This window comes from Dolichospermum sp. FACHB-1250, from assembly GCF_014696335.1.
Lineage (GTDB): Bacteria > Cyanobacteriota > Cyanobacteriia > Cyanobacteriales > Nostocaceae > Dolichospermum > Dolichospermum planctonicum.
Genome location: NZ_JACJPZ010000007.1, coordinates 1 through 16,335, shown reverse-complemented (window position 1 = coordinate 16,335; position 16,335 = coordinate 1). Strand labels below are relative to the sequence as shown.

The 16,335-nt window shown below is 37.4% G+C and carries 15 protein-coding genes; 4 read left to right on the top strand and 11 right to left on the bottom strand.

What is annotated here, in order from left to right:
• Window positions 1-10: 10 nt before the first annotated feature.
• From H6F39_RS03815 to ilvN, 6 genes are all read right to left on the bottom strand, one after another.
• Entirely contained in the window at window positions 11-1,558 is a 1,548-nt protein-coding gene (locus H6F39_RS03815) for a hypothetical protein (RefSeq protein WP_190396265.1), read from the bottom strand.
• 20 nt (window positions 1,559-1,578) lie between these two features.
• On the bottom strand, window positions 1,579-2,757 hold the full coding sequence (locus H6F39_RS03810) for a glycosyltransferase family 1 protein (protein WP_190396264.1): 1,179 nt from the start codon (window positions 2,755-2,757) through the stop codon (window positions 1,579-1,581).
• Entirely contained in the window at window positions 2,717-4,015 is a 1,299-nt protein-coding gene (locus H6F39_RS03805) for a lipopolysaccharide biosynthesis protein (RefSeq protein ID WP_137907089.1), read from the bottom strand. The genes H6F39_RS03810 and H6F39_RS03805 overlap by 41 nt, the downstream gene beginning before the upstream one ends.
• A complete protein-coding gene (locus tag H6F39_RS03800; protein ID WP_190396263.1) occupies window positions 4,002-5,000 on the bottom strand; it encodes a hypothetical protein in 999 nt (332 codons plus the stop codon). Before H6F39_RS03800 ends, H6F39_RS03805 begins: the two co-directional genes overlap by 14 nt.
• Window positions 5,001-5,037: 37 nt before the next feature.
• Window positions 5,038-7,077: a nucleoside-diphosphate sugar epimerase/dehydratase gene (locus H6F39_RS03795; protein WP_137907091.1), complete on the bottom strand. Its 2,040-nt coding sequence runs from the start codon at window positions 7,075-7,077 to the stop codon at window positions 5,038-5,040.
• Between the two features lie 593 nt (window positions 7,078-7,670).
• Window positions 7,671-8,189 carry an acetolactate synthase small subunit gene (gene ilvN / locus H6F39_RS03790; protein WP_028084672.1) on the bottom strand — a complete coding sequence of 173 codons (519 nt, stop codon included), beginning with the start codon at window positions 8,187-8,189 and terminating at the stop codon, window positions 7,671-7,673.
• A 251-nt stretch (window positions 8,190-8,440) separates the two neighbouring features.
• Here ilvN and H6F39_RS03785 point away from each other — a divergent pair, with 251 nt between their 5' ends.
• Window positions 8,441-8,773 carry a BON domain-containing protein gene (locus tag H6F39_RS03785; RefSeq protein WP_137907092.1) on the top strand — a complete coding sequence of 111 codons (333 nt, stop codon included), beginning with the start codon at window positions 8,441-8,443 and terminating at the stop codon, window positions 8,771-8,773.
• A gap of 41 nt (window positions 8,774-8,814) precedes the next feature.
• On the opposite strand, the gene H6F39_RS03780 is transcribed toward H6F39_RS03785, so the two are convergent.
• Window positions 8,815-9,726, bottom strand: a complete 912-nt coding sequence (locus tag H6F39_RS03780; protein ID WP_137907093.1) for an alpha/beta fold hydrolase — start codon at window positions 9,724-9,726, stop codon at window positions 8,815-8,817.
• A 417-nt stretch (window positions 9,727-10,143) separates the two neighbouring features.
• Here H6F39_RS03780 and infC point away from each other — a divergent pair, with 417 nt between their 5' ends.
• On the top strand, window positions 10,144-10,677 hold the full coding sequence (gene infC / locus H6F39_RS03775; protein WP_015083285.1) for a translation initiation factor IF-3: 534 nt from the start codon (window positions 10,144-10,146) through the stop codon (window positions 10,675-10,677).
• A gap of 236 nt (window positions 10,678-10,913) precedes the next feature.
• On the opposite strand, the gene purT is transcribed toward infC, so the two are convergent.
• A complete protein-coding gene (purT, locus tag H6F39_RS03770) occupies window positions 10,914-12,089 on the bottom strand; it encodes a formate-dependent phosphoribosylglycinamide formyltransferase (protein WP_137907094.1) in 1,176 nt (391 codons plus the stop codon).
• 267 nt (window positions 12,090-12,356) lie between these two features.
• Here purT and H6F39_RS03765 point away from each other — a divergent pair, with 267 nt between their 5' ends.
• Together H6F39_RS03765 and gatC are read left to right on the top strand one after the other, a co-directional pair.
• A complete protein-coding gene (locus tag H6F39_RS03765; RefSeq protein WP_137907095.1) occupies window positions 12,357-12,878 on the top strand; it encodes a photosystem I assembly protein Ycf3 in 522 nt (173 codons plus the stop codon).
• 121 nt (window positions 12,879-12,999) lie between these two features.
• Window positions 13,000-13,290, top strand: a complete 291-nt coding sequence (gene gatC / locus H6F39_RS03760; RefSeq protein WP_137907096.1) for an Asp-tRNA(Asn)/Glu-tRNA(Gln) amidotransferase subunit GatC — start codon at window positions 13,000-13,002, stop codon at window positions 13,288-13,290.
• A gap of 263 nt (window positions 13,291-13,553) precedes the next feature.
• Here the strand turns inward: gatC and H6F39_RS03755 are convergent, their stop codons facing one another.
• From H6F39_RS03755 to hpnA, 3 genes are all read right to left on the bottom strand, one after another.
• Entirely contained in the window at window positions 13,554-13,766 is a 213-nt protein-coding gene (locus H6F39_RS03755; protein ID WP_268904586.1) for a DUF29 domain-containing protein, read from the bottom strand.
• A 132-nt stretch (window positions 13,767-13,898) separates the two neighbouring features.
• Window positions 13,899-14,915 carry an adenosyl-hopene transferase HpnH gene (gene hpnH / locus H6F39_RS03750; protein WP_137907097.1) on the bottom strand — a complete coding sequence of 339 codons (1,017 nt, stop codon included), beginning with the start codon at window positions 14,913-14,915 and terminating at the stop codon, window positions 13,899-13,901.
• 222 nt (window positions 14,916-15,137) lie between these two features.
• Entirely contained in the window at window positions 15,138-16,124 is a 987-nt protein-coding gene (gene hpnA / locus H6F39_RS03745) for a hopanoid-associated sugar epimerase (RefSeq protein ID WP_190396262.1), read from the bottom strand.
• Window positions 16,125-16,335: the final 211 nt, after the last annotated feature.

Genomic DNA, 16,335 nt, shown 5'->3' with positions numbered 1-16,335 from the left:
AATTGGTCATTTAGTTGTAAAGGGGAGTTTGTTCCCTTTCGTTGATCAGAGGAGAGTGAGGGAGGAGTATTTTTCTTTCAGAACTGCTAAAAATTACTAGAGAAGGAACACCACCGACAGTGATTAAAAAATATATAAGATTATCCAAGTCACCTATCAAAATTGTAAAACTGAAATTGATTAACATTGGTAGCAACAGTAAGCGAGTATCTCCTTTTAAATACCCCGCCAAAGAACGTTGAATAGATCCTACAACTACCCCCAGAAAAATATAAGAAAAAGGTACAGCAAAAGGTCCAAAATTTAGCATTATTTCTCCAGCAATTCCGTAAACTTTGGAGGATACCCACACACCAGGAACATAAGAACCCATACCATAAAGCAGGTCTGTTCCTTCTTTGGATTTATTCGGCGGTTTTTCGGGGAAAGGCCAAAGTTGTTGGGGAATTAAAATAGTAAATGCTGAATAATAAGTTCTCCCCCAACCATATTGGTAATCACTATCATCGTCCATTAATCTATATAGCATATAAGCATGAACGTCGGTTCTGCCTAAATCTCCTAATAATAAGTTCTCCCAAGTTCTCCCATTTTCTGCTGTGTATTCTTCCCTGGCTTCTGCTCCCTCTAAGGCAGTTTGAAATCCTTCAGTTCCCCCTGATTTTAAAAATCCATAAAAGTACATGAAAAATATGAAGAATATCATGCCCATGAGGATTTGTTTTTTATTAATTTTCTTCAGCCAAAAATGAATCATTCCCGCTGCCCAAAATAATGCCCATATTGTATTACTACGACTACCCCGCAAGCCACCAAATAGTAATTTAATTACAAAAAATATGACCAGAACTGTAATCAATACAGGCCATGTTTGTAATCTTTTTTTGTCTTTAGCATAGACTGCAAATGCCATCATTGCTAAATTGGGAAAACTTTCACAAATCATTAATAACCAACCTTGTCCTACTCCGGCTTCGGTTTGTTTATCTGCAAAAGCATTGATATAACCAATTAACCCTCCATACTGGCTATAAACTAATATTTGTAAAACTAAACAAACAATTAGTCCTATCCCCACAATTAAAGGAAAACGTTGTTTATTAATCATCCAAACTGTTTTTTGATTTCTCTTTTGATTAATTGATTTTTCCTGGAAAAACCCAGAGAAATCTATATTTCTAGAAATGCGATAAAGTAAAATACCTAATAAGTTCAGAATTGCCATTCCACCTACCCAGGGTCGCCAGTCTGGGGGTGGTATTAAATCACTACTTAACCAATTATTCCAACTAACATGAAGTAGGGGTGCTAAAAAGAAAAAATGAACACCTAATAAACCCATAACGCCTACGGGAGAAAAGATATTCAAGCGCCCCCGAAACCATTGCACAGCGTCAATACCAATCACAATTCCACTCAATGTTACTGGAATAATAAACCAGTGTAAAAATTGATTTGTAGTTGGCAGAAATCCTAGCAATACGATGAGACAAAGGAAAACGGAAATTATTAAACTATCAGGATAAATTGTTTTCCTGTGAAGGGGCTGTTGATTCATAAAACTATGTTGTTGGATATTTAATTTTGATAAATCTGTTCTAATTGTTTGACGGCTTTGTCAATGTTGAAATTACTATCTTTCATGATTTTTAAAGCGTCAGTTTGATTAATCGCTGGTGCTTTATTTTTCCAAGTTAAAATTGCTTCTGCCCAAGTATCCGCTGATTCACTTAGAGAAAGTCGCTGCACTAGGGGTTTGATTACATCACCTTCCTCGGGAACAACGTCGGAAATTACGGCAGGTAATCCCGCACACTGTGCTTCTAACCGTACATTTCCTAATCCTTCAAAAAGGGATGGAAACAGGAATACATCCATAGCACCTCGCATTAATCGGGGAACATCAGCACGAACACCTGCAAAGATCACATGATCCGTTAAGCCTAATTGGGAAGCTTTTTGTTCTATTTGCGATCGCAGTGAACCCTCTCCTACTAACAAAAGACGTATTTTCGGTTCTCTTTTGACTACTGCTGCGGCAATATCAAGAATAAAGGTATGGTTTTTTACTTCCACAAATCTACCTATGTGACCAATTACAAAAGTATCCGTAGGGATACCAAGTTCAGCCCGGAGAGCGGCTGCATCAATTTTATCTGCATAAGGGGTGATATCCAGACCATAATTAATAGCTTGCCAACGGGGGTTAGATTTGTCACTCGAACCAAATAAGGCTGCTACCGCTTGGTTGTTGATTCCTAAACCCATAGTTGCATAGCGGTTAATCCAAGATTTCATCCAGGTATAATATAAGCGGCGGTAAAGTCCCCCTTTAGTGGCTATGGCTGATGTGTCTGTGTGACAGTGAGCAATACGACAGGGTATACCTGCTTGAGCAGCCAGACGCAAAATATTGCCACTGAAGAGATGTACGTGACTATGAATAATATCATAGGGTTCATGTTCACGCAAAATCTGGCGAAATTTGGGAACGTAAATCCAGGGTCGAGAGGGATAGGGACAGGTAATAATTTGACTGTTGAGAGCGCGTGCTTCTTGGTCATAAGCACCGGGTTCTGTGCTATGGACTAAAAAATCCATTTGGAAGCGATCGCGGTCTATATGCTGTAAAATTTGCATGAGCCAAGTTTCAATTCCCCCCCGATTCATACCCCCTAAAACATGAAGAATGCGTCGAGGTTTTTGAGTAATTTCTCTATCTGTGTGTTTGATATCTTTGGATGCGATGTACGGCATGAAATATGACTCCTAATGTAAAAATTATGCGAACTATTTCGGCTATCATCAGTGCTATTGCTGCTCCTTTGAGTCCATTTTTAGGAATAAACCAGAAGGAAGCGATCGCAGATGTACTGGTGACTATAATGAACAATGGAATTTGCGTACGAAAATATCTAGCAGCGGTCATTCCTTCACCGAGAAAAGAGGAAACATACCCAATTCCCGCTGTCACCATTAACCAAATCAGAAGCTCAGTATATTTGGCGTATTCTGGTTGGTAAACAATAGTTAAGATTTGCCCACCAGCAACCCAAGCGACTAAAATACCGGACAACCCCAACAGACAAGCAATAGCAACAAGTTGGAGGAGAAGTTTTTGGTACGCGCTAACGTTCCCCCCTGCGTAGTATTTTGCCAGTCTAGGACGGGCTGCGCTACCTAATGCACTGACTACCATGTTTCCTGCCACTATCAGGTACGCAAGGGCAGCAAATACACCGAGTTCTTTTTTTCCTAAAGACTGCTCTAGAAAATAGCGAGGAATATTAGCATTCAGGGAAATCAACATCATTACCAAACCCAAAGGTAAGGATAACCAAATTAACTTCCTGATAGTTCCTAATTGCCACCGAGGTTTTGCTGTCTTTCCCTCCAGAGAATCAGGAATTTCACCTTCTAATGTAAATTTATTAATCAACCACCGATAACTAGGGATATCCCAGATCAATAAAATACAAGCCCAAGCTATGACTAACCCAACGACTCCCCAAACAATACTACCTGATATATAAGTACCTATACTTAACATCAGTAAAGATAAAGGACCTTTCATGATTACAGATACGGCCATGCGATCCATTTTTTCATGTTTCTGAAGCAGTCCATAAAAAACATCGCTAATTGATTCTAATCCTTTAGCAAAACCAATTAAAATTATGACTATTGCTGTCTCACCTTTATATCCTGTAGCTAAGGTAATCCATAAGATTATTGGTAATGCTAACCCTGTCGTGATCAATCTTAAACCTAAATAATCATTGAAAAGATAATGATTTTTAGCATCTGTTGTTTGAATATCTCGTAATTGGAGATTACTAAACATCATTACTGGGGCTGTTACTGCTAATCCTAAAGTAAATGTCCCTACCATTTCTGGATTACCAAGTTTAGCTAAAACTACTAACATTCCCCATTGGCAACCTGAATAAATTAGATTACCAATGAAAGTCCAAGAAAAATTACGACGTAGGGTTATGTCTTTATTTTTTGGCATTGGCTTTCGTCATGATCTTAATTCTTTTTCTTTCTGCCATGCCAAATACAAAAACTATTTGATAACCATCCACACAAGCTATCCATTTACCATTATCAAGTTGATGTGGATCAATATTGTGCATACCAATTTTATTCCAACCTTCACCACTTCCTTTAATCACTGGATTATGGATGATCTCTTTTTCTTCATAGTTAGTAGTTGTCAAATTTGTAATTTCATAAGCCCTAACTTGATTACCATAAAAACCCACCACATCCTGTGTATATCGGAAAATCTTGCCATCAGATACTATTACCCTTCCTCCCGGTCTGGATATATGAAAATTTCCTTCTATTAAAGGACTTTGAGGATGCTTGACCCAATTTCCCATTAATTCATCAGCATAGTAAAGATGCAGTATATTCCCCTGGGGAGATGTCGTAAACATCCACCATTGATCATGGAAATTGAAAATTGAAGAATCTACATAATCGCTGCCTTCTAGTAAGGTTTTAACTAATGTCCATCTAGTAGGAAATTCAACTGCTTTATATAGCCTAATTGCATTAGCTTTATAGCTTTCTGGAATCATATAGTATTCATTTTGGAACTTGAATACATAAGGATAAGATAAATGAAAATCCTCCCTAATTATGATTTGTTCATAACGCCAACTCAAGCCATTTTTGCTAGTTGCAAGTCCTATCTCTCCTTTAAAATTCAAACTATTTAGTACCTCGAAAAACATATACCAAACTCCATTCTCACGAACCATAAATGGATCAGCAACGAAGTCTGCTGGTATATCTGTAACATCTTTAGCCGTCAAAACCGGATTTTTGATATTCTCTGGAGAACTTAATTGAAAAGGTGATTCACCTGTATAAATTCCTATTGACCAATCACATTTTCTTCTCACAAAAGTTCTCACTGTTTTTTTGAGGGAAGATAAATAGTTTGATTTAGGAAAATCTTTGATCTGAACTCTATTACTTAATTCCATAATTTTCATTGAGATTGATTTAAACTATCAAGAATGCTTATGCACTTGTTGGCTCGATATTTGCTAAAATATTTACCTGCCTATGGGAGGTCTGATTGGCATATTTAGCGGTATCTAATAAACTGCTTTCTTCCGGGAATTTCGGTTTGTAACCTGCTACCAATTGCGATAGCAATAAGATAATAGAATTGGTATCATTTCTGGCAGCTACTCCTAGCAATTTTTCTACAGTAATATTCAAAGAATTAGGAATAATCCGACTCGCATTTTTCACAACTAATAGTTTTTCATGTTCAGTATTTTCATACTCTTCCCCCTCAATAAACAATTCCTCAAATAGCTTTTCCCCCGGTCTTAAACCTGTAAATACTATGTCAATATCTTTGTTAACTTCATATCCTGAAAGATGAATTAATTCTTTTGCTAAATCTACAATTTTCACAGGTTCACCCATATTTAACATTAAAACTTCACCACTACGACCCAGAATAGATGCTTGCAAAACTAGTTGAACTGCTTCCGGTATGGTCATGAAATATCGGCAAATATCGGGATGAGTAACTGTAATTGGTCCCCCTGCTAAAATCTGTTTTTGGAACGTAGGAACTACGCTACCACGACTTCCTAAAACATTGCCAAAACGCACCGCTACATAGGATTTACCACTTTCTTTTGCAGCTTGTAAAACTAACATTTCCGCTACTCTTTTACTAGCACCCATGACATTAGTAGGATTAACTGCTTTATCTGTGGAAATCATCACAAAATGTTCAACATTATATTGCAATGCTACTTGTAGTAAATTTCTCGTTCCCATTACATTATTAGTAATTGCTTCTGCGGGATTTAATTCCATCAGAGGAACGTGTTTATGAGCCGCAGCATGAAAAATTACATCCGGTTTAAATCTCTCAAAAGCGTGTTCTAATCTCGACTGCACTCTAATATCAGCAATGAAGGTATAAATCTGCGGTATATTAACATCCGTCGCTGATTTATGATTATTTTTCAGTATTTGGATCAGTTTTTCTAGTTCTTGTTGGATATTAAAAACAGAATTTTCTCCATGGCCAATTAGGATAATTTTAGCTGGGTAACAACGTAAAATTTGTCGGCATAGTTCACTACCAATCGATCCTCCTGAACCTGTGATTAATACTGTCTTATTATTGATAAATTGGGCTACTCTTTCCAGTTCTGTCTGAATGGGTTCACGTCTGAGCAAATCCTCAATTTTGATGTCTCTAACACTATCTACTCTTACACGACCATTCAGGATTTCATAGATTCCTGGTAAGGTACTAGGTTGCACTCCATTGTTTTGACAAATATCTACAATTTCTCTAATAGTTTGTCCAGGAACTGTAGGCATAGCAATGATAACTTTATGGATTTTTAGTGTTTTGATAACTTCAGAAATTTTCTGACGATTTCCTAATACGGGAATTCCCCTTAAATGTATATTCTGTTTTTTGATGTCGTCATCAATAAATCCTACGGGATAAGCTCCAAATTGGGGATTTCTTTGCATATCTTCTACAAGGGAAACCCCCGCACTACCAGCACCAATTATCAACACTCTTTCTCTATTTTTAGATATTTTTTGTCTGTGGCTTATCCTTTCTACAACTCGAACACTAAACCGCAGTAAAATCACAAATATGCAAGATAGTATTCCCTCCAAAATTGGCAGTGATTGCGGAAGTTCACTTAATAGCATCTCCAATAAATTAAATAGGGTCGTTTGGATGACTACCACACCCATCATCAATGTGACTATATAAATCCCTTCTTCGATGCTTGCATACTTCCAATAGCGTCTATAAAAACCAACCCCCCAAAAGATAATTAGTTTGACTACTAAAAACAAAATTGTCGCAATTCCCAACTGGAAAATATCTTGTTGCAAGTTTAGATTACCATCTAAACGCAATCCTAATGCTAACAATGGTGTCATTGCAAAAACCGTGATATCACAAATAAACCAATGTCTATTCCTGATTTTACTTAATTGACTCGATAATTTTCTAATTGTTCTCTGAATAGTAACGTGAGAAACAAAAAATAGGATATTCATATCAGTATCTCCAGGAAAATCTACAGAATTTTTTCACTGGATAAACACCTGAAATTCTCATTAATAACCTCAAAAAACTACTTATGGAAATAACCCTATTCAATTATCAATCATAGGGATTACCTGCCCAGTTCTAAATTGGTTATTAATACAAACAAATCTTAATGGTAAAATGGTGGAAATTTAATAATCAATGAATCTACTCAATATCTTCATCATTTTTTGAGAATTTATCCCAAATCACATAGCATCAATAGCTGATTAATGAAAATATATTCTTGCGGTTTGTGTCTTCTGCCTCTGGGGTGATAATTTACAAGAATAAATTTTCACTAGTCATGTTTGAGTGCTATATAATTTATATTTACTAACCAAATATGAACATAATCTATGGGTTATTATTTTTTGCTTTGAACTATAAACTTTTTATCAAGTTTTCACTCATTAAGTCACGCCAGGTTGACATAATTCCTGATTAAATCAAAATAATAGCAAAATAATAGCAGCAGACATAGTAGTTACACCATATCTGCTGCTTAATTGGACGGGAAACTTCGATTGTTAACTATAAGTTTAATCCGCGTTTAATCACCCTAGACTTTTACCTGTAAAGACTTCAGTAATTCAGTATTTACACCTGATTCACGAGTTAAAGAAATTTTACCTGTACGGGCAATTTCCCTCAGTCCAAATTTTTGTAGCACTTGAACTATCGCTACCATTTTACCAGGATCACCCACAACTTCTAAAGTCAAAGAATCTTCAGCCACATCAACAATTCGCGCCCGGAAAATCTGAGATAATTCAATTATTTCTGAACGATTACTGCTATTAGCATTTACCTTCAAAAGCATCAATTCTCTTTCTACGCAAGGTATTTCTGTAATATCTTGCACTTTGAGAACATTAACTAACTTATACAGTTGCTTGGTAAGTTGTTCGATGATGCGATCATCACCAGGCACAACCATTGTAATCCGCGATACTCCTCCCTGCTCCGCAGGACCGACAGCAAGGCTTTCAATATTAAAACCCCGACGTGCAAATAAACTAGCAATGCGGGATAGAACTCCTGCTTCATCTTCAACTATAACTGACAGCGTATGTTTCATCGGCAACTAAAAAAGCATGGCATGAACGCAGACCGGCACTCATGACTGCGAAGCGAATTTCTACCACGCTGAATTGTCGGTCTTAATTCTTATTTTATACTTAATAGTTCCAATCATTCAGTTCTTCTGGAAAAGTTATCTAGAAATCTAACTACTAGTGGATTTTGTCCAAAATTTTCTTGGTTAGATATATCTACTTTTAAGGACTTATATTATAATCAGAAGTGAATTATGATAGGAGATCAGTATTTATGGGTTGGTTACAAAGACTTTTTGGTTTAGAACAATCGGAAAGCACTCAAGTTAATCCCACGACTGATGCTAATAGACAAACAACTCCCCCAGAACGGATAGGATTAAACGGAGAATATGACCAAAGTGGTTTAGCAAAACGCGTAGCATTAGCATTTGATCAAGATCCTGACCTTGATGATATTGACACTCTCTGGGTTGCTCAAACGGGTAGCACTGTGGTATTAAAAGGTAAAGTCCCTAGTCAGCATATTCTCACGAAAATGGTTTCTATCGCTCATGGTGTTGACGGAAGTACGGATATTGATACTACAGAAGTCAATATTGAATAACTTCCCACCGTTACTCAAGAACTTAATCATCTCCTTATCTATTACCAGTTACCCATTCTACCTATCCAATCTAAAATTGCTTCGTTAACCTGTTCTGGTGATTCATCATGGGGACAATGACCCACATTTTCTAAATATACTAGTTCTAGTTTCTCATTGTAGCGCAGAAATTGATCCGCTAGTTTTGGGGGAACAAATCGATCTTTTTTCCCCCAAATTAATAACATGGGAATTGTTAAGTTTGGTAAAATTTTCTTGACACTAGGACTAAAATTAGCCCCTGTTGTTGCCTTAAATAAGGCTCTAAAAGCACGGGCAGATCCTCTGTCCTGGGGAGGTCCTGCTAAAATGTCTATCAGTTCATCACTAATCGCTTCAGGATGAGCATAGGCTAAACCCGCCCAACGCCGCAGCACGCTAGGACGACGCACAAAATAGAATATCGGTTTTAATATTAATCTGGAGGTAAATATACTTTTAATACCCCTAACCACGGGTTTGAAAGCAGTCGGGATCATTTCTTGTTCTAGGCTGGGATCTGGTAAACTGATCATCACAATACCCTTTACCATGTCAGCATGGGTAGCCGCTGCCACTAAAGAAATCAGTGAACCTATGGAATTACCCACTAAAACAACTGGTTGACCGATAAAGGTTTTCCAAAAGTCGTAAACTTGTTCTACCCATAATTCTACATTGTAATTAGTTGCAGCTTTTTCAGATGCGCCAAATCCAATCATGTCTATAGCATAAACTGTATTGTGTTTACCTAATACCTCTAAATTATGCCGCCAATGACCAATGGAAGCACCAAAGCCATGTAGTAAAATCAATGGTGTTTGTCCTGGATAATCTTTGACAGGACGAATATAAGTATAACGAGTCTGCCAGCCCCGCCATACCCAGTCTCTTTGATTACCAACCCGTTGCCGCCAATGTATTGCAGTCGTCACTTTTCCCTCTTTTGTGATTAAGCAATTATTAACCTTGTTTCTTTTTCCCTAATATGTTAAATTATATTTGATTATCTCCACTGTATACCTAATTTTGTTATCCTAGAAGCATCCCCTAGATATCTTAGATTTCTAAGTATTCATGAGGATAAATTGCAACCATAGTTATTGGTGTTAAATATCATGTAATTTACATTAATTAATTTTTTGAACCGGTTTTTGTCAAGTTCTGTATAGCAATAGCATAACAAATATGTTGAGACTGCCAACTAGTGTATGAATTAGCTACACTGGAGATGGATATTCATTTTTCAATTCTGAGTTACTCTTGTATTTTGCCTTAATCGGCATATTCAACCAAGCTAACTAAATCAAGACCAACCCAAATTCTTAACTAAAGAGCTGCCACTAATCATAATGCCTGTGATTGAGAAAAAAAGAACTCGTGATCTTCCCCAAATTAACGAACGCATTCGCTTCCCGAAAATTCGGGTAATTGACACTGATGGCGCACAACTGGGAATTATAACCCCCCAAGAAGCCATACAATTAGCCGAAGAGAAGGAATTGGACTTGGTGCTAATCAGTGACAAAGCTGACCCGCCGGTATGTCGAATTATGGACTATGGGAAATATAAGTTTGAGCAAGAAAAGAAGGCGCGGGAAGCCCGGAAGAAGCAGCACACGGCTGATGTGAAAGAAGTAAAAATGCGCTACAAAATAGAAGAACACGACTATAATGTGCGCGTCAAGCAAGCCGAACGCTTCCTCAAAGATGGCGATAAAGTTAAGGCTACTGTAATGTTCCGAGGTCGGGAAATTCAACACAGTGACTTGGCAGAAACCTTGCTTAAGCGGATGGCTACAGATTTAGAGCCTTTTGGTGAACTACAGCAAGCACCAAAGAAAGAAGGGCGAAATATGATGATGCTGATTTCACCCAAAAAATAATCTTGTCAACAAACTGCTTTACCAGGTGATGAATATTGCATAAGTTCGGTAATAATAGTACCAAAGATTGACACCGGGGGCATTTTTTCCCATTCTGTCAACTTTCATCACTGTTAGATTCTTGTAAATTTATCTCAAAATCATCGTCCTGACGATTGAGTGTAAAATATAATACTCATTTGTTCAGGACTTTTACTATTGACAAAATGCTATGTATAAGTTAATAACAAGCTAATTTACATATTACTTATTTTCACCTGACTAGCTGCTTTTGTGGCCTTTTCTCTCGCTTCCTGAATATCTCCACCTTTGGCTAAGGCCACTCCCATGCGACGATAGGGATGAGCAATAGGTTTACCAAATAATTTAATATCTACATCTTTTTCTGCTAAAGCTTCAGCTACACCAGTAAAAGCAATAGAATCAGATTTTTCTGAAGCTAAAATTACCGCACTTGCAGAAAATCCTAACTGTTGAATATGGGGAATTGGTAAACCTAAAATCGCTCGCAGATGTAATTCAAATTCATTCAAATTCTGGGAAATTAATGTCACCATTCCTGTATCATGGGGTCTGGGAGAAAGTTCGGAAAAAATCACTTCGTCTTTAGTGATGAAAAATTCAACCCCAAAAATTCCCGCACCACCCAAAGCATCAGTAACTTTTTTGGCAATTTCTTGAGATGCTAATATTTTAGCTTCAGAAATAGCTGCGGGTTGCCAAGATTCTTGATAATCTCCTCTTTCTTGACGGTGGCCAATGGGAGAACAGAAAATTGTGGGTGCATCCCATTGTTTAATTGTTAATAAGGTAATCTCAACTTCAAAATTAATAAATTCTTCGACAATTACCTTTTGACTATCTCCACGAGAATTAGAAATAGCATAATTCCAAGCTTTTTCTACTTCAGTTCTATCATTAACTACAGATTGACCTTTTCCAGAAGAGGACATCACAGGTTTAACAACATTAGGAAAACCAATTTCTTCAGCAACAGTAATTAATTCTTCTAAGGTGATAGCATAACCATATTTAGCAGTTCTAATTCCTAGTTCCTTGTGGGCTAATTCCCTAATTCTGTCGCGGTTCATGGTGTAGTTAGTGGCCGCTGCTGTGGGAATAACTGTAATTCCCCTTTGTTCAAATTCCTGTAACTTTTCAGTTCTAATAGCTTCAATTTCGGGAATGATAAAATCAGGCTGATGTTTATTTACTACTGCTTCTAAATCATCAGCACTCAGCATAGAAATAACTTCAGCACAATCCGCTACTTGCATAGCAGGAGCATTAGCATATCTGTCAACAGCAATCACATAATTACCTAAACGTTGAGCAGCGATTACAAATTCCTTTCCTAGTTCTCCTGAACCAAGCAGCATTAATTTCTGGGGTAGTTTTAGTGCCTTAATCATCAATTTATGGGAATAGTTTTGGATCTAATTTGTTTGATTGATTATTTACAGATAGTGATCATATTGTCAAGCTTTAAATTAATACAAATTAATACATATAAATAAATATGATTCATCCCTAATCACTTGCATTTATCTACGGTTAATTATTATATTATAGCATATAATACTCGTGTCTCCTTCTCCCTCCCTAACTCAAACCCCCACAAATCAGTTAAATTAGCCGTATTAGGTTTATGCTGCAATTGAGTAACCAAAAAGGTTTATATGCCAAGAACACAGAAAAACGATAACTTTGTTGACAAATCCTTTACCGTTATGGCAGATATCATCCTCAAGATATTGCCAACCAACAAAAAAGCTAAAGAGGCATTTGTTTATTACCGAGATGGAATGTCCGCACAAGCAGAAGGTGAGTATGCTGAAGCATTAGACTATTATACAGAAGCCTTGGAAATGGAAGATGACCCCAATGATCGCGGTTATATTCTCTATAATATGGGGTTGATTTATGCCAGTAACGGTGATCATAATAAGGCTTTAGAGTTTTATCATCAGGCTATTGAGTTAAATCCACAATTACCCCAAGCTTTAAATAATATCGCCGTCATTTATCATTTTCAAGGTGAAAGAGCTAAGGAAAGCGGGGATCATGACGGTGGTGAGGCATTGTTTGATCAAGCAGCGGATTATTGGATTCGAGCAATTCGCATGGCTCCCAATAATTACATTGAAGCTCAAAACTGGCTAAAAACTACCGGGCGATCGCAAATTGACGTATTCTTTTAAGTTAGCCATGAGTCGGTTGTTAGTTTTATGACAACTGACAACTGACAACTCACAACTGATAACTGATAACTGATAACTGATAACTGACAACTGACCACTGACAACTGATAACTGATAAATTATGATTGATAGTCAACTAGTTCGTAAAGTTGCTAATCTCGCTCGTTTAGAATTGACAGCAGATGAAGAAACACAATTTACCACTCAATTGGGTAGTATTCTGGATTATATTCAACAACTAAATCAACTGGATGTTACTAATGTCGCACCAACAACCAGAGCTATTGATGTCAGTAATGTCACCAGAGAGGACATTCTCCAACCTTATCCTGACAGAGAAGCAATCCTCAACAGCGCTCCTCAACAGGAAGGTGATTTTTTCCGAGTTCCCAAAATTCTTAATGCTGATTAGATAGGGCCTAACTGGATTTTGGATTTTGGATTTTGGGTTTTAGGTTAAAGATTCAATATCTAAAATTTCAGAAACCTGCAATCTCAATATAAAAGAGTAGAGACGATCCGAGGAACGTCTCTACATCCCCGTAGGGACAGGGGATTAGGGGATTAGGTTTTTGGGTATGAAACTAATATAGCAGATGATCTTTTATTTGCCAAGTATTTTGACAACTTTTTTTTTGCATACTGATGTCAAAACTCTCAGTTACCATTTGGTTATTATTCCTCTTGATTCACTAAAAAAGCAGGATCAAGAATTTGAGAAATACTATAAGGATTTTCACTAGGAAAAGTGGTATCAGGTAAATTAGTTTCCTGAATTGCTAAATCTACACCATCTTGATAAGCAGAAATAACTACTTCTGATAGATAGGATTTTAAACTAGGGTTTTCTTCTAAATGTTCTTTAATCCGACGACGTTGTTCTCTAATTTTGGATCTTATTTATTCAAAAAGTAATCAGAATCAGGATTTTCTAGATGAGAATCTTAACAAGATTAAATATCACTTAACTATTATTTAATCCTGTACATCCTCAAATCCTGTACATCCTGATTCAGAATGTTACTTCCCAAATACAGTAGTTAGAGAACGGGCAATATTTTTCGGCTGCATTGCGTCCATTGCTGCTGTGGGTTCATAACCACAATGTACCATACAATCAGCACATTTGGGATTACCACTAGCGCGTCCGTATTGACTCCAATCAGTTTTATCTAACAATTCTTGGAATGTTTGATAATAGCCTTCATTCAACAAATAACAGGGTTTTTGCCAACCTAAAACACTGTAACTAGGACTACCCCAAGGAGTGCATTCATAGTCTTTTTCACCAATGAGAAAATCTAAGAATAAAGGATTATGATTAAAGTTCCAGTTTTTCTTTCCAGAGGTGTAGGGTATGAGAATTTCCCGGAATAAAGCGCGGGTTTGTTCTCTTTGTAAAAAATGATCTTGATCTGGAGCCCATTCATAACTATAACCAGGAGAAATCATCATCCCGTCAGTTCCCAATGTTTCCAGAAAATCGAAAAACTCCTGCATTTCTTCAACATTACAACCTTCAAAAATGGTCGTGTTGGTAGCGACACGAAAACCCTTCGCTTTAGCGGCGCGAATTGCTTGGACAGCAGTATCAAAAACCCCTTTTCTGTCTACACATTTATCATGCCATTCTCGCATTCCATCTAAATGTACACTAAAGGTGAGATAGGGAGAAGGCTGAAATTTATCGAGACTCTTTTCTAGTAATAAACCATTTGTACACAAGTAAATATATTTCTTGCGTTTAATTAAACCTTCAACAATTTCCCTGATTTGGGGATGTAATAATGGTTCTCCTCCGGGAATGGAAACAACTGGTGCGCCACATTCTTCCACCGCTGCAAAACACTGTTCTGGGGTGAGATTTTGCTTGAGTATCTCCACTGGATGCTGGATTTTACCGCAACCTGTACAGGCTAAATTACACCGGAACAGCGGTTCTAGCATTAATACCAGGGGAAACCGTTTCCGCCCTAATAAGCGTTGTGTAACTAAATACTTACCTATATCTATTGCTTGTTGTAGATTAATCGCCATGAAACTAACACTCCTCAATTTGTTTGGTAATTGGTAATTGGTAATGGGTAATGGGTAATTGGTAATTGGTAATTGGTAATTGGTAATTGGTAATTGGTAGTTAATTTCTGTCACCTGTCACCTATCACCTATCACCTATCACCTGTTCCCTATCACCTGTTCCCTATCACCTATCACCTATCACCTATCACCTGTTCCCTGTCACCTGTCACCTATCACCTGTCACCTATTCACATAACCATTAGACACGAACCAATCTACAGCATCCTTGAGCGCTACACTCAGGGGGGACTGAGGTAAACCTAATTCGCGGATAGCCTTAAAAGTATCATAATACATTGGTTGTTGTGCCATGCGAACACCATCTATGGGAACTGTTGGGGTTTTCCCTAGAGGTGCGAGGATTTTTTCTTCTACCCAGCCGACTGTTAGAGGTATCCAAGCTGGTATAGACGTTTGTGGTGCAGGTAAATCGGTGATTTGGGCAAGTTGTTCTAGAAGTTGTTTGAAGCTAAGATTCTCATGACCTAGTATATAGCGATCGCCTTTTTTCCCTCTTTCTAATGCTAATAAATGTCCCTTAGCTACATCCCGCACATCAATAAAATTTAACCCTGTGTCTACATAAGCGGGCATTTGTCGCCGCAGAAACCGTAAAATAATATCCCCGGTTGGTGTAGGTTTAATATCTAATGGACCAATGGGACTACTAGGATTTACTATCACAATATCCTGACCTTGATTAGCTGCTGATATTGCTATTTGTTCGGCTAAAAACTTCGATTTTTTGTAATCTCCCACCAATTTTTCTACCGGACTTTGATGGGTTTCATTCACAATTTCCCCAGCTTTTCCCACACCAATAGCCGCAACGGAACTAGTATAAACTGTACGTTCAATTCCCGCTTTTTGCGCTGCTGCTAAAATATTGCGCGTCCCTTGTACATTATTCAAATATAGCAAATCCCGGTCTTTTTGCCACAATGAATAATGGGCAGCAACATGAAATAAGTAATTACACCCCTGCATCTGTTCCCAAATATTCGCGTCGTTTACATCACCTTTAACAATATCTACAGCCAAACCCTGTAAATTGTTCAGGTTACTATGAGGACGGACTAAAGCTGTAACTTGGTATTTTGATTGTAACAGCGATCGCACCACATGAGAACCAATAAACCCCGTACCACCAGTCACAAAAGCCCGCATTTATTTACCTCTTCATTTTCAATATGTGATTAATTATTCATGTATTTGGGTAATTTACCACGTTTACATTTTTTCTTTTTCTTGTAATCAGTTAATAATACAGCAGTTTCCGAAGTTATGAGGTACAGTTAGTAATAATAAAGATAATACTGTCATGAAAGCATATTCAGTGGATCTCCGAGAAAAAATAGTTGCAGCCCATATTGAGGAA